Here is a 20,632-nt window from a genome sequence, read left to right on the forward strand (position 1 = left end):
GGGCTATGCTCGCAGCCCTGCTCGTCGCGTTCGTCGTGCTGACGTGCCTGCTGGTCGCGGTGCTCGCGGTGGGGGCACTGACGGCGCTGGCGACGCTCTCCGCACCCGTCTCGGTGTTCCTGACGAGCGTCGTCCCGTACGTCGCGGCCGCGGCCATCCTCGGCGTCCTCGAAGTGGTCGTCGTCGTGGCGCTGGCGTGGACGCTCGTCAAACGCTCGGAGTTCAGCGTCCGTGGCGGTCGCCTGGAGTCGCTCGCGAACCACGCCGAGCGACACAGCGACGTCGCCCGGTCGCTGGGGCTCTCCTCGCTCGTGGAACGGCCGCCGGAACGGAGACGCGAGGACGCGCTGGATACGCTGAAGCGGCGGTACGCCGACGGCGAACTGGACGAAGCGGAGTTCGAGCGTCGACTCGGGCGGTTACTCGACAACGACGACGTCGACACGGCCCGCGCACGCAGAGAGCGGGCGAGACTCCGCGAGTAGTACGGACGCCCTCCCGCGACCGTCGTACCCCGACTGCGCCGTCCGTGAGGGGCCGCGCTTTACCGCTCAGCCCGCTGCCGCGCTCAGTCGTAGCGTGAGGCGAGTTCCGTCGGCGTGACCACGTCGACGTCGCCGCTGGATTCGAGTTCCGACACCCGGTCGACGAGCGACGAGAACGCCGCCCGGTCCGTGAGGTGTCGGGTCGTGAAGACGAGCATGGCGACCTGTCGGTGCTCCGCGGCGGCCTCGACGCAGTCGGTCGCCAGCGAGAGGTCGTCCGCGTCGACGGAGAGCACCGTCCGCGTGTCCGAGAGCGAGGTGTTCGACCCCAGTGACCCGCCGACGCCGACGAAGGTCAGGTCGAACAGGTCGTCTGCGTAGCCGAGCGTCTCCGCCGTGTAGCTGCCACGCGGCGGCCGGAAGACGTTCGTCGCCCCGTCGAACCCCTGGTCGTTCAACTGCGAGACGGCACCTTCGACCGCCTGTCGCTCCTCGCCACCGAGGCTGGTGAGCCGCTGTCGTCCCAGAGTGAGCGGTCCGACGTCCCAGCCGTCGGACTGCATCGTCTGGTAGTCGTCGGACGTGGGCGTGCTCGACCCGCCGAGGTTGTCCGGAGCGAGGAAGACCCCGGCCGCGTAGCCCGCCTCGTTCAGGACCGGGTAGGCCAGCGAGAAACTGTTCTCGTGGTCGCCCTCGAAGGCGAACACGACGGTTCCCTTCTCGGCGCCTGGGTGCGTCCGGAGGTCGCTGACGAGACACCGCGAGGCGTTGTCGCCCAGCCCGTAGTGCTGGACCCGGATGCGAGTCACCTGCGAGAGGTCGACGGGGTCGGGACTGCTCGCCCCGGCGTCGACGCGGAGCCACTCGCCCGCCGCCTCCGAGGGGACGATGTCGGTGTACTCGGCGGACCGCCCGTTGATGTCCTGGACGCGGATCATCGTCTCCGTGGCCGAGGCCTCCGTCGCTTCGAGTTTGACCGCTATCGAGAACTCCCGCCCCGAGAAGTCGATGGGCTGGTAGTACCGCCGTTCCATCCGGGCGACGCCGCCGTCGCCCGTCGTCATCCGAACGGCCGGTCCTCCCAGGAACCCCTCGTTGTCGACGAGGGCGACCTCACCGGACTGTACCTGCCAGTTCTCCTCCAGGTCGGCGAAGTCGGTGTACTGCTCCCCTTCGCTGGCCATCCACGCCGGGGGCTGTTGGGGTGCGGGGGTCTGTGTCTCGGTCGGGGTGCCGTCGGGCGTCGGTGTCGCGGTGTTCTCGGGGGTCGACGTCGGGGTGCTCGTGACCGACCCGGTCCGCGTCTCGGTTTCGGAGGGACCACTGTCGTCCGAACAACCAGCGAGGCCCACGAACGCGGCGCCGACGGTTCCGAGGAAGGCACGACGGCGCACGCGATGTTTGGGTGCCATGTTCGTCCCGACCAACGTCCCACACTACCTTGGTAAGAACGTTGCTAAGGAGTGAGTTTCATTCGTGAGAGAGGGATGCTGTTCGAACGAGCGGAGCGCGCCTCGCTGGCTCCCCGCTCCCCTCAGCGACCGGGCGACGCCACGAACCGGGCGTTAACGTGTCGTTAGTCGTCGGCAGTGAGTTGCTCTGGACGGGGACGGGAGGGGGTCACCGTCGGTAAGACGAGACTACCGGCCGTTACTGGGTCGTCTCGTCGCCGCTCCGCGTGGGCCGTTCGTCGAGCAGTCGTCTCCGCTTCGCGTACGCGTGGAGGAACCCGACGGCGGCGAGACAGTAGACGGCCACCAGCGTCACGACGAGGCCCGGCACGCCGATGGTCGCGTCGAGGAGCGACGGGACGCCGAGGGCCAGCGTACCGCCGATGCCGAGCAACACGACCGGGAGACCCACGGTCGTGTACCCGATAGCCGTCGAGCGCGTCATCTGCCGCTGTCCACAGTGCGGACAGTTCGACGCCTCGGCGGGGATGTCGGCCCCACACGAGACGCAGGGCAGTTCGCTCACATCTACCACAATGCTATCTACTGTAATGAATGTTCGGTATCTGGAGGATAGTCTGACGGCCGTCAGCCGACCGGCGTCTCACTCCGGCGACACTTGCCGGGGGCCGCCGGAGGAGAACAGCTTCCGGGCGTACCGGTACACCGGGAACAGCGTCGACGTGATGGCGTCGGGCACGCCGGTCGAGTGCGCGTAGACGGCGACTGGCACGTCGTGGTCGTTCGCCAGGTCCACCGCCCGGTCGGGGGTGCTCCCGAACATCCAGCGGTCGAGACGGCGCGTCCGCGACGCGCCGACGACGAGCGTCCCGCCGCGTTCCTCGGCCACCTCCACCAGGCCAGCGGCGACGGTTGGTGCGGTGACGTCCACGACGTCGACCTCCACCCCCTCCAGCCGGGTGAGGGTCGACTCGGGGTGCTCGCTGGTGCCCCCCTCGCTCGGCGTCACGTTCGCGACGACGACCGGGATGCCCGCTTCGCCGAGTCTCCGGACCATCGACAGCAGCTCCACCTGGTGGGGGCCTTCCCCCGTTCCGATGACGAGCGGTCGGTCCGACGACGGCTCGGGCACGTCACCGACGAACAGCACGCCACAGGGTGCCTCGTACTCCACGCGCTCGGTCACCTCGGGGTGCTCCTCGGGGAGGCCCATCATGATGCGGTCGGCCCCGTCGTCGCGTGCGGTCTGGACGATGTCGAACCCGATGTCCCGACAGATGTGGGACTCGACGAGCAGGTTGTCGGTGTCGACGTCCGCCTCGGCGAGCGACTCCCGGAGCGCGGTGAGGCGCTCGGCGTTCTCCTCGCGCATCAGTTCGCTCGGGGTCTGGTCGGGCGTGTCCGTGACGGTGACGAGTTGGACGACCGGGTTCTCGTGGTCGGCACCGGCCAGCGACCGGGCGAGTCGGACGTACTTCGGCGCGCGGTCGGGGCGCGCGATGGGGACGAGGACGCGGAACGCCTCGGCGTTCGAGAGCGACTCCTCCCCGGAGGTGCTCCCGCCCAGCGCCGTCGGCGTGACGAGACTCGCCCGTTCGGACATCTCGTCGACGGGCGTCGTGCCGCCCCAGGCGAGGTAGACGCCCAGCATGACGACGACGACGGCAGTCCCGATGAGGACCCCGACGGTCGGCAGCATGTAGATGAGCGCGAGGTTGGCGACGATACCGACGACCGGCAGGACGGGACTGCCGGGCATCCGGAACCCTCGCGTGAGGTTCGGCCGGTTGCGCCGCGAGAAGACGAGCGCCCCGTTGACGACCGCCAGCGGCAACAGGAGGTTGAACGTCGCGAATCCGGTGAGCGGTTCGAGTCCGAGCACGTCGTGTGCGACGAGGCCGTGGTGGCCGAGCAGCGACATGAAGACGATTATCAGGAGACAGATGAGCGCGGTAGCGGTCCCGATGGACCACGAGGGCGTACCGTAGTCGGGGTGGATACGCGAGAACCGACGCGGCCCCTGCCCGTTGCGGCCCATCAACGCCCCGATACCGCTCGCCGCGAGGATGGAGGCGTTCGACGCGCTGATCATCGAGAACACCGCCCCCGCGACGATGAGGTACTGGCCGACGGGGCCGAGGAACGAGGCGGCGACCTGTCCCATCGCCGTCTCACCCTGTTCGAGGACGCTGTTGGGGACCGGTGCGTTCACCATCGCGACGATGACGAGCGTGTAGAGGACCGTGACCGTGACGATGCTGGCCGCGATGGCTCGCGGCACGGTCTTCGTCGGTTCGATTATCTCGCCCGCGCTCGCCGCGATGGCGGAGAATCCGAAGAACGTGATGAACGCCAGCGCGGCGATGGAGACGATGCCTCCCGCCTCCATCTCGAAGCCACCGGTGAACGTCGTCGTCGCCTCGCCCGGTCCGGCGTAGGCGATGGCCCCGCCGATGAAGACGAACAGGACCGCGACCTTCGCGGCCGTGACGATGACCTGGAAGCCTCCGGACTCCTCGGTCCCCTGCGCGTTGAGCGCACCGAGTGCGATGGCGGCGAGGACGCCAATCGTCCCGCGGGGGAGCACCGCGAACGACTCGGGGAGGATGAACATGAAGAACCACTCGTCCATCGTGGCGAGGTAGAACGCCGTCGTCCCCGTGTATCCGAGGAACAGCGCCATCCCGACGCCGTACTTCAGCGTGTCGAACCTGTCGAACGTCCGCGAACAGAACAGGTAGCCACCGCCGTTCTCGGAGTAGATGGAGGCGAACTCCGAGTACGCCGCCGCCGTGATACTGGCGACGAGCGCGGCGATGACGAACGCGATGACGGCGCTCGACCCGATGGCCGCGACCGCCGTGCCGGACAGCGAGAAGATACCCGCCGCGATCATCGTCCCGAGACCGATTGCGAACGCGACCTTGAAATCGAGCGTCCGCGTGTGTTCGACCATCGCTGCGGAATACCTGCTGAAGGTATATAAATGGACTCCACGCGGCTGCCAAATACGCGGAGATAATTACTGAATGCTAAATCACGCGGGGGTTCGAGACCGTTCCGTCAGCCGAAGAGGCGCTCCCTGAGCGATCGGTCGCGGCGCTGTTCTGCCAGCAGCACGGAGCAGTCGACGTCCTCGACGACGTCCATCACGAGCGACCCCGAGACGAGTCGTCGGAGGAGACCACGCTCGGTGGCTCCCACGATCATCATCGTCGCGTCCCCGGCGGCGCGTTCGATCGACGCTTCCACCTCGCCGGTCTCGACACGGAGCGTCGCGTCCGAGAGGCCGTGGTCCGCGGCCCACGATTCGAGGAACTGCCGACCGGTCGCCTCGTCGTCGGCGACGTTCATGAGGACGACCTCGCTCCCGTACTGCTCGCGGAGCAACACCGCTATCTGGGCGGAGAGGTCGGAGTCCGGGCCGCCCGCCGTCGGGACGAGGATGCGTTCGGGGTCGAACCCGCGGTCCTTGAGCACGAGGAAGTCACACGGAACGTCCTGTGTGAGGTCGTCCATCGCGCCCTCCGCGCGGCCGGGCGAGCCGTGGTCCGGCCCCCAGCCCATCACGACGAGGTCGGCGTTGTACATCTGGGCCGCGCCGAACACCTCTTCGAACCCGCGGTGGGAGATGACGGTGTGGGTCTCGACCGGGACGCCGAACGTTTCGGCGTCCTCGCGGGCGTGTTCGAGCAGCTCGACGGACTCGCCGCCCAGTTCGTCGGCGTGTTCGGCCCCGTACTCCAGGGAGGTCTGGTCGGGGACGGTCACGATGTGGGTGGCGACGACGGTGCCGCCACGCTGTTTCGCGATCGCTCCCGCGAGCGTGACCAGGTCCGTCTCGCTGGACGGGTTCGACAGTGGCACCATCACGCGGAACTCCCCGCCGTCCGGCTGGACGGCGCTCGCGGCGTCGACGGCCGCGTCCGGCATCTGGTCGGGCTGTGAGAGGATGTACTGTGCGAGGATGCCTCGCTTGTCGGTCTTCGAACTCGCGTAGAGGAAGTACCAGACGATACCGAACCCGACGAACCCGACGGCGAGACCGATTTCGACCGGCTTCATGAACGCGATGAGTCCGAACGAACTGATGGCGCCCAGAATGGGAACGACCGGGTACAGCGGTACTTCGTACTCGGGCTGGTAGTCGGGGCTGTCCGACTGTCGCATCACGATGAGCGCGAGATTGAGCAGCCCGTAGACGATGAGGTGGAGGACGCTCCCGGCTTTTGCGAGCGTCTTGACGTCACCGTAGAGGATGAACGCGATGATGATAGCACCCGTGACCGCGATGGACCGGTACGGCGTCGCGAACCGGGGGTGGACGTCGCTGAGCTTCGATGTGACGAGTCGGTCGCGGCCCATCGCGAAGTTGATGCGCGAGGAGGCGAGGATGGAAGCGTTCGCGCTGGAGGCCGTCGCGAGCAGTCCCGCGAACGTCAGGAGGGCGATGCCGACCCCGGCCAGTCCGACCGCACCGAAGGCGATATCGGCCACGTCGAGGACGGGCGTCGTCGTGAACTCCGGCGCGAGCTGTTTCCAGTTGATGACACCCATCAGGACCACCATGATGATGGCGTACATCGTCGTAACGATGACGACACTCCCGATGACTGCGAGCGGGAGGTTCCGTCCGGGGTTCTTCAACTCCTCGGCGACGGTCGTTATCTTCGCGAAACCGAGGAAGGAGACGAACACGAGCGCCGTTCCGGGCAGAATCGCGCTCGCGCCGCCAGTCTCTTCGGGGAAGAACGGTCGGAGCGTCGAGAGGTCGGCCTGCAGGAACCCGAGGACCGAGAACAGCGTCAGGATGGCAACCAGTATGACGACGATTATCGTCTGCAGGCGGCCGGTCTCTTTCGCTCCGACGTAGTTGACGCCGATGAACACCAGTCCGGCAAGCAACGCACCGACCTGGAACGACGAGAGGCCGACTGTCCCGAGCGGACCGAGTGTCGTTGTCACGTCGGGCATCGGAAGGAACGTGGCGAGGTACTCGCCGAACCCCAGCGTGTAGAATGCGCTCGCGAACGCCAGGCCCATCCAGTTCCCCCACCCGGCGATAGAGCCGAACAGCGGGCCGAGAGCGTGGTTGACGTAGTAGTAACTCCCGCCAGCCTTCGGCATCGCCGTGCCGAGTTCGCTCGCCGACATCGCCGTGAACAGTGAGATGATACCTCCGGCGACGAACGAGAGCGCGACCGCGGGACCTGCTGCGGCTGCCGCTTGCCCTGGCAACACGAAGATGCCCGCACCGATCATCGTCCCGACGCCGATGGTCAGCGCCGCGAGCGGTCCGAGGTCCTTGGCGAGTTCCTGGTCGTCGCCGCTCATCCGGACCCGCCTCCGACGTGCAGCGGTGCGGTTCGGCCGCCGCTACACATCGGGGCCTCCGGGGAGGGCGACGACCGGCAGGTCCCCCTCGGTGACGAGGTCGAGCGTTCGGTCGCCCGAGATCAACTGGACGATACGCGACCCGCCACGCGGGTGGAAGGCGACGGCCGTCGCGTCGAGGTCGCGGGCGGCTTCGAACACCGTGTCGACGATGTCGGTGCCGTAGCGGACCTCGGTCTCGGCGTCGGGGAACGTCTCCCGGAACGCCTCGAACGCCTCGGCGGCCTGTTCTTCGCTCTGTTCCACCGGCGTCTTGTCCGGGACGCCGCCCCCCTTCTCGACGACGTGTAACACCGTGACCCGCTCGGGGTCGTACCGGTCCAGCGACCGGGCGGTGAGACGTGCGTCGTCGGCGTCGGCGACCGGGACCAGGGTGTGAGCGAGGAGAGTCATGTCTCTACTCGGGTGTTCGTGTCGATGTCCATAGGCTCCACTGTTCGGCAGTCGGCAAAACGGTTGGTGGTTCCGCCGTCGTCCGATGAAAACCGATTTAGACCTCAGCGGTGTGGTGTCCGACATGACTTCGGAGGGAGCGTGCGCGTAATCGTCGTCGGCGCGGGCGAAGTCGGGGAGAGCATCGCCGCCAGCCTCTGTGGGACCCACGAGGTGGTCGTCGTCGACATCGACCCCGACCGGGTCGGTGACCTCACCTACGAACTCGACGTGCTGGCCATAGAGGGCGACGGCGGCGACCGCTCGACGCTCGTGGAGGCCGGAATCGAGACCGCCGACCTCGTCATCGCCAGCACGGACGACGACGAGACGAACATCGTCACCTGCGGGACTGCAGACACGCTCAGCGACGCGTTCACCATCTGCCGCGTGAAGGACACGCAGTATCTCGACACGTGGCGCAACGCGGACGGCGCGTTCGGCATCGACTTCATGGTCTGTACCGTCCTGCTGACCGCCGAGAGCGTCGTCCGTCTCATCGGTCTCCCCGCCGCTCAGGACGTCGACACGTTCTCGGGCGGCACGGTGCGGATGGCCCAGTTCGAGGTACCCGTCGACAGCCCCGTCGCCGACCAGACCGTCGCCGAGGCCGACCGGTGGGACTCGTTGACGTTCGCGGCCATCATCCGCGACGACGAGTTCGTCATCCCCTCGGGGGACACCTGCATCCAGGCCGACGACGAGGTCATCGTCATCGGGTCGCCCGAGAGCACGAGGGAGTTCGCCGCAGACCTCTCGCCGAGCTCCGGTGGTCCAGACGACATCGTCATCGTCGGCGGGAGCGAGGTCGGCTTCCAGGTGGCCCGCCTGCTCGAAGAGCGCGGGTTCCGCCCGCGGCTCATCGAGCGAGACCCCGACCGGGCGCGGAGCCTCGCCGAGCAACTGCCGAAGACGACCGTGATGGAGTCCGACGCGACCGACCGCTCGTTCCTCCAGCGCGAACACGTCGGCGACGCCGACGTGGTCGTCACGGCACTCGACAACGACGAGAAGAACCTGCTGGCGTCGCTCATCGCCAAGCGTCTCGGCGCGGACCGCACCGTCTCGCTCACCGAGACGGGCGCGTACGTCGAACTGTTCGAGGAGGTCGGCGTCGACGTCGCCGTCAACCCCCGTGAAACCGTCGCCGAGGAGATAACGCGGTTCACCCGCGAACAGCGCGCCGAGAACGTCGCCATCATCGAGGACGACCGGGCGGAGGTGCTCGAACTCACCGTCGAGGAGGAGAGTTCGCTCGTCGGCCGTCCCATCCGCGAGAGCGTCCCGGACCTCCCCGCCGGAACGGTCATCGGGGCCATCACGCGCGACGGGAGCTTCGTCACGCCGCGCGGGGAGACGGTCATCCAGGTGGGCGACCACGTCGTCCTGTTCGTCAGGACCGAGGACATCGACGCCGTCGCGGCGAAAGTGTGACCCGACGAGCAGCGCCGTCACGTCGTGACGCGGTGGCGACGAGCGAGCGTCGTTGATGCGGGTCCGCGTCGACTGGCGGACCAGTGCCAGCATCCTCGGCACGATTCTGAAGATACTCGCGCTCCCCATCGCGGCGGTCGGCGCGCTCGCGGCGGCGTACCGCGAACCGCTCGCGCCGTTCCTCGCCCCGCTGGCCATCACTCTCCTCGCGGGGGTCGCCCTCGAACGGTTCGACCGGGGCGACCCCGGTGTCCGCGAGGCGTTCCTGCTCGTCTCCAGCGCGTGGTTGGCCGTCGCGCTCGTCGGGGCGGTGCCGTTCGTCGTCGCGGGCGAAGGGACGCTCGCCGACCCCGTCAACGCGCTGTTCGAGTCGATGAGCGGTATCACGACGACGGGTGCGACGGTCATCGACGACTACGACGCTCACGGCCGTGGGGTCCTGATGTGGCGGCAGGTGCTCCAGTGGCTCGGCGGCCTCGGCATCCTCGTCCTCGCCGTGGGACTGCTCTCGGAGCTCTCCATCAGCGGGGCGCAGTTGATGGAGACCGAGACGCGGACCCAGAACGTCACGAAACTCACTCCCCGCATCGAGGGGACCGCGCGTCTCCTCGGCGGCCTGTACGTCGGGCTGACGGCGCTGCTGACGGGCCTGCTCTACGGCCTCCACCTGGTCGGGCGGGCGGTCGGCTCGCCCGACCTCGCCCCGGAGATGACGCTGTACGACGCCGTCGCGCACGCGCTGACGACCATCGCCACCGCCGGGTTCTCCCCGCGCGCAGAGAGCGTCGGGGCGTTCTCGCCCGCGGTCCAGTGGCTGGTCATCGCGTTCATGTTCGTCGGCGCGACGAACTTCGTCCTCCTCTACCACCTGACGCGGGGCGAAACGGATCGCTTCCGCGAGAGCGAGGAGTTCCGCGTCTACCTCGGCGTCGTCCTCGGCGGGACGCTCATCGTGGGGGCGATGCTCGTCCTCGACGGCGAGTACGCCGTCGGCGAGGAACTGGTCAGGACGACGCTGTTCCAGGTGACGTCCATCGTGACGACGACGGGGTACGCGACGGTGGACTTCGACCTCTGGTCGGCCGGGCCGCGCCACGTCCTCTTCCTCGGGATGTTCGTCGGCGGGATGGCCGGGTCGACGACCTGCTCCATCAAGACGCTGCGCTGGCTGGTCGTCGGCAAGACGTTCCACCGGGACCTGTTCACGGCCATCCACCCGCGCGCCATCCGGCCGGTCCGGCTCTCCGGACAGACCGTCGACGAGGACACCGTCCGCGACATCTACGCCTACACGCTCGTGAGCCTCGTTATCTTCGGGCTGCTGACGGTGTTCGTCGTCATCGACGCCTCGCGGGCGGGCGTCGAGGTGACGGAGTTCGGCGCGATGGGCGCCGCCGCGTCGACGTTCCTCAACATCGGCCCCGCGTTCGGGTTCGCCGGACCGTACGGGAGCTACGAACCGTTCCCCGACTCGACGAAGCTCGTCATGGTCGTCATGATGTGGGTCGGCCGCATCGAGATATTCCCCGTCCTGGCGCTCCTCACCCGCGCGTTCTGGCGGTCGTAGGCTGTCGTGAGGCGGTTTCGGAGGCGGCGTCGCGGGGACGGGTCGCTCGAAGACGGTGGATTCATATCTCGGCCGTCGGAGCATCGGGTGTGATAGCGGTGGGTCGTCGATGAGTCGCCTCCGGGTCGAGTGGCGCGCGAGCGTGAGTCTCGTCGGCACCGTCCTGCGATACCTCTCGGTGCCGCTCGCCTTCCCCCTCGCGGTGGCGCTGTTCTACGGCGAGGACGTCCTCGTGTTCGTCGCGACCATCGTGTTCGTCGTCGGCGTCGGGTACGCGCTGGAGGGTCTCGACCCGGAACCGGACCTCGGCCAGCGCGAGGGGTTCCTCATGGTCGCGCTCACCTGGCTCACCGTCGCCGTCGTCGGGACGCTCCCGTACCTCCTCGCGGGCGACGGGACGCTCGCCCAGCCGGTCAACGCGCTGTTCGAGTCGATGAGCGGCTTCACCACGACGGGCGCGACGGTGATGGGCGACATCTCCTTCGACACGCACTCTCGGGCCATCATGATGTGGCGCCAGCTCACGCAGTGGCTCGGCGGCATGGGCATCGTCGTGCTGGCCGTCGCCATCCTCCCCGAACTCTCCGTGGGCGGCGCGCAGTTGATGGACGCCGAGGCGCCCGGCCCCGGAATCGAGAAGCTCACGCCCCGCATCGCCGAGACTGCCCGCGTGCTGTGGCTGGCGTACATCGGCCTGACCGTCCTCGAAGCGACGCTCCTCTACGGCATGCACGTCGTCGGTCCGATGGTCGGGCTGCCGAACCTCGCCCCGCAGATGACGCTGTACAACGCCGTCGCACACGGGTTGACGACGATGCCCACCGGCGGGTTCTCCCCGGAGGCACGCTCCATCGAGGCGTTCTCGGCGGCCGTCCAGTGGGTCATCGTCCCGTTCATGGTCGCCGCCGGCGTGAACTTCGCGCTCGTCTGGCAGGTCGTGAACGGCGACGTCCGACGGCCGTTCCGCGACGGCGAGTTCCGGGCGTACGTCGGCCTCCTCGGCGTCCTGAGCGCCGCCGTCGCGCTGTTGCTGTTCTCCGGGACGGGGCTGTTGGACTCGGCGTCCGGGGTCGTCGGTATCGACCCCGGTTACCTCTCGGACCTGCAGGCGGCGGTCCCCGGCGACCTCGAACGGTCGGTCCGGGACGCGGTGTTCCAGGTCGTCTCCATCATGACCACGACGGGATACGCCAGCGTCGACTTCAACGCCTGGAACGGGACCGCCCGCTACCTGCTCGTCGTTGCGATGCTCGTCGGCGGGTCCGCCGGGTCGACCGGCGGGGCCATCAAGGTGGTCCGGTGGGTCGTCATCGCGAAGTCCATCCGCCGGGAACTGTTCACGACGGTCCACCCCGAGGCGGTCCGCCCGGTCCGTCTCGGCGGGCGAGCGCTCGACGAGCGCGCCCTCCGTGGCATCTACGCGTTCACCGTCCTCTACCTCGTGTTGTTCCTGGTGAGCATCCTCGTCCTCCTCGCGGACGCCGACCGGGCCGGTACGGCGCTCACCAACTTCGAGTCGATGAGCGCCGTCGCCGCCACCATCGGGAACGTCGGGCCGGGGTTCGGCGTCGTCGGCCCGATGCAGTCGTACCTCGACTTCTCCCGGTTCTCGAAGCTCTACATGGTGTTCCTGATGTGGATCGGTCGCCTGGAGATACTCCCGGTGCTCGTGTTGCTGACGCGGTCGTACTGGCGGTCCTGAGTCGCACGTCGCGCTCGCTGGTGACCCGACTGTCGAATCAGGCACCAGCCATAACCCCCCTCCGTGGGTATCGGTGGTATGGTTCAGAAGTCGACGTTCGTGATACTCGCCGGTGTCGTGTTCCTGTTCATCCCCATCCCGCCCATCGCGACCATCATCGGCATCGTGCTCATCTTCGCGGGAGTCGCGATGCGGTCTATGGGCGGGTCCTGACCTCCGGGTAAACCCGTCGGACCGACGAACAGTTATGCGACTGGCGACGGAGCGTAGGCTATGAGCCAGCAGACGCTCACAGCCCTCTCCCAGCGCGACGAGGCGTTCTGGATAGCCCTCGGCCTGCTGTTCGGCGGCGCGGTCCTCACCGCCGTCGGTACCGGCCTCACCGCTCCGCCGTCCACCATCGTCGTCGATATCGGGCCCGTCCTCGACTCTTCACCAACCACTATCGTGGTCGATATCGGGACGCTCATCGCCGACGTCGGCAGGTTTCTCTCCGGCGTCGGGACGCTCGTCATCCTCACTCGAATCGCCGTCGCGGTCTGGCGCATCCTGCGGACGACGGTGCTCGCGGGCAGACTCGGCTACGCCGAGGGAGTCGCGGGCGACGCTCCCGACGCCGACCACGGCGCGGCCGACGAGGACCGGACGACGCTCACGGAGTGACGCGTCACTCGTCGGTCAGCGTCGCGGACCCGAACGGGACGGAGAAGTCGTCACACCAGACACTGACGCCGCGGTACTGCGTCGGGTCGATGTCGCCGGGTAGTTCCTGTCGGAAGGTCCCCTCCTTGGTCGACTCGCCACCGTCTGCCCCGCCGTCGATGCGCACCTTCACGCCGCGGTCTATCTGGTCGCGGGTCGTGGGGTCACCGTCGGGCGTCAGGTAGACGAACACGTCCGGCCCCTGCGTCTGACTGTAGTTCTGGAAGTAGAGGACGTGTGTGCCGTCCTCCTCGACAAGGGAGACGGTGCCGGAGACGCGGTGGGCGGCGTCGGCCCCCGAGAACGTCCCGGTTGCGAGCGTCGTCGCCCCGTCGCCGGGTCCCGCCTCGACGACGGTGGTCGAGCGTTCGGGTGCGAACAGGTCGTAGACGACCGGGCCGGCGACGACGACGATGACGACGGCCAGGACGGTCAGTGCGGTGCCGAGACGACGGTTCATACCGGGAGGAGGCCGTCCCCGAAGATGTAGGTTTTCTAGAATTCGTTCGGACTCCGTCGAACATCGGCGTCTCGGGGTTCGAGGCCAGCGTCCGGGGTCGAAGCTAGCGTCACGAGTCGACAGCGTAGTCGGGAGTCGTGACCGGAGCGCGCGTGCCGCCGGAACACGAGGACCGGAACGGTACCCGGTCGGTAGTCCCACGAGTCGAGGACGAGGCCCGCGGCGAACGAGTTCGTCGTCGGTCAGCGCCGCCAGTACGCCGGCGTGAGGATGACGAGCACCGAGAGTATCTCCAGGCGACCGATCCACATCAGGAACGTCATGTACAGTTTCGAGGCGTTCGAGAACGGCTCGAAGTTGTTCATCGGCCCGACGACGCCGACGCCCGGCCCGACGTTCCCGAGCGTGGCGATGGCCGCGCTCGTCGCCTCCAGCGCGTTCAGTTCCAGTCCCGCGACCCGGAAGCTGTCGACGTAGATGAGCACCGTGGACAGCGCGAACAACACCACGAACAGCAGGACGAACACGAAGATACTCCGGATGGTGTCGTCGTCGGCGACGTTACCGCCGTGTTCGATGGGTCGGACCGCCTCGGGGTGGACCGTCGTGAACAGTTCCCGCGAGATGGTCTTCCGGACCAGATACCAGCGGATGACCTTCACCGAGCCGGCAGCGGAGCCGGCGGACCCGCCGATGAACATGGCGAACAGGAGGACGACCTGCGTCGACTCGTCCCACGTGTTGAAGTCCATGCTGGCGTACCCGGTCGTCGTCACGATCGCGACCGTCTGGAAGACGGCCTGTCGGATCGAATGTTCGAGGTCGCCAGTGAGGCCGGGGACGTTCGTGGGGACCGCCGCGAGACCGACGCCGGTGTACAGCATGGCGGCGAGCAGGGCACCGACCGCGCCCATCGCGAGGAGGTACGACCGGAACTCGACGTTCTCGACGAGGTGGCGAGGCTGGCCCTCCAGGGCGTACCAGAACAGCGCGAAGTTGGTCCCGGCGACGACCATGAACAGTATCACCGCCCACTGGACGGCCGCCGAGAACGCCTCGACGCTCCGACCCTCGGGTGAGAACCCGCCGGTCGGCAGCGTCGTCAACCCGTGGGCGACCGCGTTGTACACCGTCATGTTGTCCGCCAACCCCACGAGTTGCAGCGCGTAGTACACGCCGATGGCGAGGAGCGTGAACGCCACGTAGATGCTCCAGAGTGCCCGTGCGGTGTCCTCGATGCGCGGCGTCAGCTTCTCGATGGAGAGCCCCGGCGACTCCTCGCTGATGACCTGCGCCCCGCCGACCGAGAGTTCGGGGAGGATGGCGACCATGAGCACGAGGATGCCCATCCCGCCGAGCCACTGCGTGAGCTGGCGCCACAGCAACACCGACCGCGAGTGCGTCTCGAACGAGATGTCAGCGAGGACGGTCGACCCCGTCGTGGTGAAGCCGCTCATCGACTCGAACAGCGCGTTCACTGGGTGAGCGACGGTGCCCTGCCCGGCGACCAGGTACGGGAGCGTCCCGACGAGCGGCACGACGAGCCACGTCAGCCCCACCAGCAGGAACCCCTCGCGGTGGCCCAGGTCCGGCTCCGGTTCGAGGCGCGTGAGCGCGTACCCCAGTCCGAGCATCACGACGCCCGTGACGACGAACGGGAGGACGTCCTCGCCGTAGTAGACCGCAGTGGCCAGCGGAAGCAACGTCGTCGCCGAGAGGTACACCAGCACCGACCCGAGGACGCCCAGGCTGGTGTGATAGTCGACGTTGGTGCGGATCCGCGATAGCACGTTACGCTCCACCGTCACGCTCCTCGCCCGCCCCATCGTCGACCCGTCGGCTCGCGACTCGGTCCTCGTCCATCGTCCCCACCGTCTCGGAGTCGGCACAAAAGTCGTGCGGACGACCGCGGAGCTACATCGACAGTCGACGGACGAACACGGCCCCGACCCGCTCGCGTCGTCCTATCCAGACTCGACGGTTCGTAACGAGGGACGTGCGAGGGACGCCCCGCAGAGAACCACCGTCAGTCGTCGAGGACGCGCAGTTCGTACCCCTCGTCGGCGTCGAACACGTCGCGGAACACCGATTCGAGGAAGTCGGCGAGGTGCTTCGCGTCGGCGATGGCCGAGAGGACGACCACTCCGTCCGGGGCCTTCCGGGTCTCCGGCTGTTTCACCTTGAACACCGGGTACTCGTCGAGCAGAGCGTCGAGACGCTCACGTTCCTCGTCGCCCAGTTCGAGCGTCACCGTGCGGTCGGCGTAGTCCAGACGCCCCGCGTCGGACTCGAAGGCGACGCCGTCGCCGCCACCCGTTCGCTGGGCGTTGACGGCCCGGACGAACGCGACGAGGCGATCCTGGGGCGTGTCGGCAGTGTCGGTCACGTGGTCGGCGATACCCCCGGAGAGATGTTAAGCAGTTCGTGCGACGACCTGCAGCCAGTGGCTGTCCGTCTCGGTCACGAGCGAGTCGACCGTGAATCCGGCGTCCTCGACGATTTCCCGGAACGACTCGGGGTCGTACAGCGTGAACCGTCGTTCGTCCTCGGCGTCGTACGGGCTCCCCTCGGTGTCGCGTTCGCCCTCGCCGCGCTGGACCGCACAGAACAGCACGCCGCCGTCGCGGAGGACGCGCTCGAAGCCAGCGAGGGTCGCCGGCGCGTCCTCCCGTGGGACGTGGAGGAACGACGCACAGGCCCAGACGCCGTCGAAGCTGCCGGGTGCGAACGCCAGCGAGCGCATGTCCATCCGGGCGCGGTCGGCGCTCGGGGCGACGTCGCCGGCCTGCCGGAGGAACGCGGGCGTGATGTCGATAGCCGTCACGTCGTGGCCGCGGTCGGCGAGCGTCGCGGCCTCCCAGGCCGGACCACAGCCCACGTCGAGGACGCAGGTGGGTCGGTCGCTCGGGAGCGACCCGTCGCTGCTCCCACCGTCGCCCGTGCGTGCTGCGCCGAGCGCGTCGTCGAACCGCTCGACGGCGTCCGCGACGACGCTCCGGTCGGCGTGTCTGTCGCGGTACTCGTCGGCGAGTCCCTCGTAGGAGGCGAGCGTGCGGGCGACGGGGTCGTCCATGGTGGTGAGACGTGACGGTTCCTACAAGCCTTTTAGGGAGGCCGGTGTGGGGCCGATATGAGCAACCCGCGAATCCTGCTTATCGGACCGCCTGGTGCGGGCAAGGGGACCCAGAGCAAGCACATCGTCGAGACGTACGGCGTCGAGCACATCACGACGGGCGACGCCCTGCGGGCGAACAAGGACATGGAGACGGAGTTCGGGAAACCCCGCGAGTTCATGGAGAAAGGCGAACTCGTCCCGGACCCGGTCGTCAACGAGATCGTCGTCGCGGCGCTCGAAGACGCCGACGGGTTCGTCCTCGACGGCTACCCGCGCAACATGTCGCAGGCGGAGTACCTCGACGAGCAGACCGACCTCGACATCGTCGTCCTCCTCGACGTCGGCCGCGACGAACTCGTCACCCGCCTCACCGGCCGTCGGGTCGACCCGGAGACGGGCGAGAACTACCACGTCGAGTACGACATGCCCGACGACGAGGCCGTCCGCGACCGACTCGAACAGCGCGACGACGACACCGAGGACGTCGTGACGGACCGCCTGGACGTCTACTCGGAGAACACCGAACCGCTCGTCGAGTTCTACGAGGACCGCGGCCTGTTGACGCGCATCGACGGCGACCAGACGCCCGACGAGGTGTGGCACGACCTCCGCCTCGCCATCGAGGACGCGCAGGCCGACGCCTGAGTCGGCGGCCGAGTGGCGTCAGAGCCTCGACCGGGTCGGGGTCCGAACGCTTCGCAGTCCGGCCGACTGACGGACCGACGTACTCGTTCCCTCGAACCCACGTCACAGGGTTGATAACGACGCTGTTCCTATCTCCGGCAAATGGCACGTGTTGCGCAGAAAGTCCGGGACCTCGCGAACGAGGACCCCGGCATGCGTCGTGCACTCGAAGTCGTCCTCGACCGGTCGGAGTCGAACGGCGGGACGGTCGAGTGGGCCGACGTGGACGACGAACTGTCGAGCGGCCAGTGGGGCCGACTCATCGAGAAGGGAATCCTGAAGAGCGCCGACGGGGACGGCTTCAGGGTCCGCGACCCCGAGGGCGTCGAGCAGGCGCTCCACGGGGACGACGGTGCGAGCGGAACGAGTACGACGACGACGAGCGTCGACGACGACGACGAGGACTCCGGGTGGACGACCTACGACAAACTCGCCGGCCTGGCCGCCCTGGGCCTGTTCCTGGGCTACCAGGTCAGCCCCATCCGCAACCTCGTCGGCGGCACCCTCGACGCGGTGCTCGGCCCGCTCAACGAGATGCTCCCCTTCTACGCAGTCGTCCTCGTCCTCTCGATGGTCACGGGGCTCTACTCGACGCTGCTCCAGGCGAACCTGATGGACACCGACAAGATGGGCGAGTACCAGGAGCGGATGCAGGAGATTCAGGAGCGCTACAAGGACGCCAAGGAGCGCGGCGACGACGACGCCGTCGACCGCATCAACGACGAGCGGATGGAGGCGATGGGCGACCAGATGGGCATGATGAAGATGCAGTTCCGCCCGATGGTGTGGATCATGCTCATCACCATCCCGGTGTTCCTCTGGCTCTACTGGGAGATCATCCAGCACGCCGACGAACTGGGGTCGGTGACGATGCCGCTCATCGGCGAGACGGCCTGGACCGCCGGGACGTTCGTCTTCCCGGCGTGGATCCTCTGGTACTTCGTCTGCTCGATGGGGTTCACCCAGCTGCTCCGCAAGGCGCTGAACATCACCACGTCGCCCTCGACGTCGTAGGACCGTACGCTCTCGACGTTCGACCACGCGCTCGCGACGTTTCGTCGGTGGGTCTCACCGCGACACGCTGTCGACTACCGTGACGCGGAGCCACACTCCGCGACGCGTAGGATAACCGTTTTATTGCCCTCGGCCGGAGAGGGGACATGTTAATCACCATCTCCGGACCCGCCGGAGGCGGCAAGAGCACCGCCGCGGCGGCGCTCGCCGACCACCTCTCCTACGAGCACATCAGCGGTGGCGACATCTTCCGGTCGCTGGCGGCCGACCGCGACATGACGCCCCTGGAGTTCAACCGACTCGCGGAGGAGGACGACCAGATCGACCGCGACCTGGACCGACAGCTCCGGACCATCGCCCGCGACCGCGACGACGTCGTCCTCGAATCCCGGCTCGCGGGCTGGATGGCTGGCGAGTACGCCGACTTCCGTATCTGGCTCGACGCGCCGCTGCCCGTCCGCGCCGCCCGCATCGCCGACCGCGAGGAGAAGGCGGTCGACGTCGCCCAGGAGGAGACCGAAGCCCGCGCCGAGAGCGAGGCGTCGCGCTACCGGGAGTACTACGGTATCGACATCGCCGACCGCTCCATCTACGACCTCGTGCTCAACACCGCCCGCCTCGGCCCCGAGGGGATGGTAGAGACGCTGTTCACCGCCGTCGCGTCGTACGACCCGACGACCGACGAGGGGAAGATACCGGTCGAGGGCGTCCGCTACGAGTTCTGAGATGCGTGGCCCCCCAGACGACCGCTCGCTCGACGACCTCCTGTCGTTCGGCGTCGTCAACCTCGACAAGCCGCCGGGACCGTCCTCACACCAGGTGGCGGCGTGGCTCCGCGACCTGACCGGGCAGGACCGTGCCGCCCACGCGGGCACGCTCGACCCGAAGGTGACGGGCTGTCTGCCCGTCCTGCTCGGCGACGCCACCCGCGCCGCCCAGGTGTTCGACCGGGTTCCCAAGCGCTACGTCGCCGTGCTGGAACTCCACAAGCGAGCACCGGCCGCCTTCGAGGAGGTCCTCGCGGAGTTCGAGGGACCCATCCTCCAGAAGCCGCCCCGGAAGAGCGCCGTCAGCCGCCGCGTCCGTACGCGGACCGTCCACGACCTGACGGTCCTCGAACGCGAGGATCGTCGGGCGCTGGTCCGAATCGACTGCGAGAGCGGGACGTACGTCCGGAAGCTCTGTCACGACCTGGGACTCGCGCTGGGCACCGGCGCGAACATGGGCGCGCTCCGGCGGGCGGGCACCGGTCCGTTCGACGACGGGACGCTCGCGACGCTCCACGACGTGACCGACGCGCTCGCGTTCGCCCGCGAGGAGGGTACGGAGGCGGACATCCGAGATATCGTCCAGCCAGCCGAACGCGCGTTCGTCCACCTCCCGAGCGTGACCATCGCGCCCAGCGCCGCCGAACAGGTCGCTCACGGTGCCCCCGTGTACGCGCCGGGGGTCGTCGACTGGGAACCGGCCACCGAGCCGGACCCGTGGAGCGACGCGTCCGAGGACGCCATCGAGGAGGGCGCGCTGGTGGCCTGCTACACGCCGGACGGCGCGGCGGTCTGTCTCGGCCACTGGATGGGCGACCCCGACGCCGACTCCGGTACCGTCGTCTCGCTCGAACGCGTGCTGGTCTGAGCGGGGCCGTGCAGTAGGGTGACGCGCCGAGGACCGAAGCGAAGCGCTTAATCGTCGTACTCTCGTCGTTCGAGTCGCGGGGCCGTGGGGTAGCTTGGTATCCTCGGCGGATGGGGTCCGTCGGACCTGAGTTCGAATCTCAGCGGTCCCATACGATATTTTACGGGTCGTCATTATCGGAGTCCTCAGGCATGCCTATCGCCTGAAAACTTCGGTTGAGGGGGTAGCCAGCGAACTGTTTGGCTGCTACCCTGAAACGACAGTACTGACTGCTGAGAGCAGCGGCTCTCAGACGCGCGCGAGGTGTAGACCGTGAGTTCGTGCCACCAGTGCGGGTGCCGCCCCTCTCCTTGGCCAGGACTGGGCGGCAACCCGCTGGTAGTGTGGCGCCGTGACCACGGAGGTGGTCCGGCGTGACGAACGGCGGTCCCGGACGCATTGAGCGTTGCGTCGTCAGTTCCTTCGGCAGAGACAGGGTTTGTCATAACTCTACGATAGGAAGAAGCGATCAAGAGCTCGGCCTCGCCCTTGACGATCAGCTCTCAGACGACGACTGGGGGTGGGCAGCGTGATTCGGGATATCCAGGGCGATGCGG

The 20,632-nt window shown here is 68.0% G+C and carries 19 protein-coding genes and 1 tRNA gene; 11 read left to right on the forward strand and 9 right to left on the reverse strand.

Annotation, left to right across the window (positions count from 1 at the left end; genetic code table 11):
• Window positions 1-5 precede the first annotated feature (5 nt).
• Entirely contained in the window at window positions 6-485 is a 480-nt protein-coding gene (locus MX571_RS10210; protein ID WP_247416192.1) for an SHOCT domain-containing protein, read from the forward strand.
• An 83-nt stretch (window positions 486-568) separates the two neighbouring features.
• Here MX571_RS10210 and MX571_RS10215 read toward each other — a convergent pair whose 3' ends face one another.
• The 5 genes from MX571_RS10215 to MX571_RS10235 all read right to left on the reverse strand — a co-directional run bounded on the left by MX571_RS10215 (window position 569) and on the right by MX571_RS10235 (window position 7,684).
• Window positions 569-1,897 carry a polysaccharide deacetylase family protein gene (locus MX571_RS10215; protein ID WP_247416195.1) on the reverse strand — a complete coding sequence of 443 codons (1,329 nt, stop codon included), beginning with the start codon at window positions 1,895-1,897 and terminating at the stop codon, window positions 569-571.
• 238 nt (window positions 1,898-2,135) lie between these two features.
• Window positions 2,136-2,462: a hypothetical protein gene (locus tag MX571_RS10220; protein WP_247416198.1), complete on the reverse strand. Its 327-nt coding sequence runs from the start codon at window positions 2,460-2,462 to the stop codon at window positions 2,136-2,138.
• A gap of 78 nt (window positions 2,463-2,540) precedes the next feature.
• Window positions 2,541-4,853, reverse strand: a complete 2,313-nt coding sequence (locus tag MX571_RS10225; protein WP_247416229.1) for an amino acid permease — start codon at window positions 4,851-4,853, stop codon at window positions 2,541-2,543.
• 107 nt (window positions 4,854-4,960) lie between these two features.
• On the reverse strand, window positions 4,961-7,231 hold the full coding sequence (locus MX571_RS10230) for an amino acid permease (protein WP_247416231.1): 2,271 nt from the start codon (window positions 7,229-7,231) through the stop codon (window positions 4,961-4,963).
• Window positions 7,232-7,273: 42 nt separating this feature from the next.
• Entirely contained in the window at window positions 7,274-7,684 is a 411-nt protein-coding gene (locus MX571_RS10235) for a universal stress protein (RefSeq protein ID WP_247416233.1), read from the reverse strand.
• 141 nt (window positions 7,685-7,825) lie between these two features.
• Here MX571_RS10235 and trkA point away from each other — a divergent pair, with 141 nt between their 5' ends.
• The 5 genes from trkA to MX571_RS10260 all read left to right on the forward strand — a co-directional run bounded on the left by trkA (window position 7,826) and on the right by MX571_RS10260 (window position 13,089).
• On the forward strand, window positions 7,826-9,157 hold the full coding sequence (gene trkA / locus MX571_RS10240; protein ID WP_247416235.1) for a Trk system potassium transporter TrkA: 1,332 nt from the start codon (window positions 7,826-7,828) through the stop codon (window positions 9,155-9,157).
• Between the two features lie 55 nt (window positions 9,158-9,212).
• Window positions 9,213-10,724: a TrkH family potassium uptake protein gene (locus tag MX571_RS10245; protein ID WP_247416237.1), complete on the forward strand. Its 1,512-nt coding sequence runs from the start codon at window positions 9,213-9,215 to the stop codon at window positions 10,722-10,724.
• A 109-nt stretch (window positions 10,725-10,833) separates the two neighbouring features.
• Window positions 10,834-12,426: a TrkH family potassium uptake protein gene (locus tag MX571_RS10250; RefSeq protein ID WP_247416240.1), complete on the forward strand. Its 1,593-nt coding sequence runs from the start codon at window positions 10,834-10,836 to the stop codon at window positions 12,424-12,426.
• A 78-nt stretch (window positions 12,427-12,504) separates the two neighbouring features.
• Window positions 12,505-12,639, forward strand: coding sequence for a transporter (locus tag MX571_RS10255; protein ID WP_247416243.1), 135 nt, complete (start codon window positions 12,505-12,507; stop codon window positions 12,637-12,639).
• Window positions 12,640-12,699: 60 nt separating this feature from the next.
• Window positions 12,700-13,089, forward strand: a complete 390-nt coding sequence (locus MX571_RS10260; protein ID WP_247416246.1) for a hypothetical protein — start codon at window positions 12,700-12,702, stop codon at window positions 13,087-13,089.
• A gap of 4 nt (window positions 13,090-13,093) precedes the next feature.
• On the opposite strand, the gene MX571_RS10265 is transcribed toward MX571_RS10260, so the two are convergent.
• The 4 genes from MX571_RS10265 to MX571_RS10280 all read right to left on the reverse strand — a co-directional run bounded on the left by MX571_RS10265 (window position 13,094) and on the right by MX571_RS10280 (window position 16,661).
• On the reverse strand, window positions 13,094-13,588 hold the full coding sequence (locus MX571_RS10265; RefSeq protein WP_247416248.1) for a DM13 domain-containing protein: 495 nt from the start codon (window positions 13,586-13,588) through the stop codon (window positions 13,094-13,096).
• A gap of 242 nt (window positions 13,589-13,830) precedes the next feature.
• Window positions 13,831-15,414, reverse strand: coding sequence for a TrkH family potassium uptake protein (locus MX571_RS10270; RefSeq protein ID WP_379751614.1), 1,584 nt, complete (start codon window positions 15,412-15,414; stop codon window positions 13,831-13,833).
• Between the two features lie 200 nt (window positions 15,415-15,614).
• Window positions 15,615-15,974, reverse strand: a complete 360-nt coding sequence (locus tag MX571_RS10275; protein ID WP_247416253.1) for a DUF7975 family protein — start codon at window positions 15,972-15,974, stop codon at window positions 15,615-15,617.
• Window positions 15,975-16,001: 27 nt separating this feature from the next.
• Window positions 16,002-16,661, reverse strand: a complete 660-nt coding sequence (locus tag MX571_RS10280) for a class I SAM-dependent methyltransferase (protein ID WP_247416254.1) — start codon at window positions 16,659-16,661, stop codon at window positions 16,002-16,004.
• A 57-nt stretch (window positions 16,662-16,718) separates the two neighbouring features.
• Here MX571_RS10280 and MX571_RS10285 point away from each other — a divergent pair, with 57 nt between their 5' ends.
• The 5 genes from MX571_RS10285 (at window position 16,719) to MX571_RS10305 (ending at window position 20,187) form a co-directional block, all read left to right on the forward strand.
• Window positions 16,719-17,348 carry an adenylate kinase gene (locus tag MX571_RS10285; RefSeq protein ID WP_247416257.1) on the forward strand — a complete coding sequence of 210 codons (630 nt, stop codon included), beginning with the start codon at window positions 16,719-16,721 and terminating at the stop codon, window positions 17,346-17,348.
• A 141-nt stretch (window positions 17,349-17,489) separates the two neighbouring features.
• A complete protein-coding gene (locus MX571_RS10290) occupies window positions 17,490-18,401 on the forward strand; it encodes a DUF106 domain-containing protein (protein ID WP_247416259.1) in 912 nt (303 codons plus the stop codon).
• A gap of 146 nt (window positions 18,402-18,547) precedes the next feature.
• Complete coding sequence (cmk, locus tag MX571_RS10295; RefSeq protein ID WP_247416261.1) at window positions 18,548-19,126, forward strand: (d)CMP kinase; 579 nt, start codon at window positions 18,548-18,550, stop codon at window positions 19,124-19,126.
• A gap of 1 nt (window position 19,127) precedes the next feature.
• Window positions 19,128-20,036 carry an RNA-guided pseudouridylation complex pseudouridine synthase subunit Cbf5 gene (locus tag MX571_RS10300; protein ID WP_247416263.1) on the forward strand — a complete coding sequence of 303 codons (909 nt, stop codon included), beginning with the start codon at window positions 19,128-19,130 and terminating at the stop codon, window positions 20,034-20,036.
• Between the two features lie 78 nt (window positions 20,037-20,114).
• Window positions 20,115-20,187: transfer RNA gene (locus tag MX571_RS10305), tRNA-Pro, on the forward strand.
• Window positions 20,188-20,632: the final 445 nt, after the last annotated feature.

Source organism: Halomarina salina (genome assembly GCF_023074835.1).
Taxonomy (GTDB): domain Archaea; phylum Halobacteriota; class Halobacteria; order Halobacteriales; family Haloarculaceae; genus Halomarina; species Halomarina salina.